A 763-nucleotide genomic window follows, 5' to 3' on the forward strand; every position below is an offset into this window, starting at 1 on the left:
GTTTCCAGCCGCCAGGGCGGCTTGAGCTGCTCGGAACAGGCAAGGGAGATACGATGGGTCCCTTTAGCAATATCAATCGGTCCCACGTCTCAGATTTCGCCCGCACAGACGATGCAGGCTCGCAACAGCAGCAGACCGACCAGGCGCGTTTTCAGGAGCATCTGAACGCGTTGCAGCCGGGCCAGCATCGGCAAGCTGTTCCAAACAGCCGTCTCGCCAGGCGGCGGACCGGCTCAAATGCAGATGCGGTTGGACCGAGGATGCTGCAAGAGGAGGGCGCCGGGGAAGGCGGTTCGCACTTGCCCTTTGCTCCACCAGCTCACTCACCTGCGCAGAGTTTTGACCAGGACGAGCTCTTTGCCGCCGCCGACCGCGCCGGGCCGTTGCCGGCCGCAAGTTTCGCTTCGGCGCAGTTCTGGCAGGATGCGGAGCGGGTGGTCCACTCAACCGCGCAAAGTGTCGATCAGCCGCGGAGCCGCGCAGCGATTGGGGTTGGTTACGAGGCTTCGAGTTCCATGCCGCCGCCGCGGGTCAACCTGCCCGCTACGGGATTTGGAAGCGCACCCGATCGCGTGAGCCTCCCTCACGTCGTCGCGGACGCATATCGGCCTGCGGCCAATCAACAGGGCGATCTGACCGGCGCGCGCCATACAACGCCGGCCGAGGCGTCGCACCAGGCTTCCGTCGTTCAGCAAACGCGCCGCCGCAAGCGCGGCCGCGAGCACCCGGACGAGGTGCTTTTTGCCGCCTACCGTGCCGAGGC

The 763-nt window shown here is 65.8% G+C and carries 1 protein-coding gene; it reads left to right on the forward strand.

Annotated features, from left to right (window positions below):
* Nucleotides 1-53: 53 nt before the first annotated feature.
* The coding region (locus RFM98_RS31190) for a hypothetical protein (RefSeq protein WP_320312297.1) at nucleotides 54-763 on the forward strand (710 nt) is incomplete at its 3' end.

This window comes from Mesorhizobium australafricanum, assembly GCF_033977265.1.
Taxonomy (GTDB): domain Bacteria; phylum Pseudomonadota; class Alphaproteobacteria; order Rhizobiales; family Rhizobiaceae; genus Mesorhizobium; species Mesorhizobium australafricanum.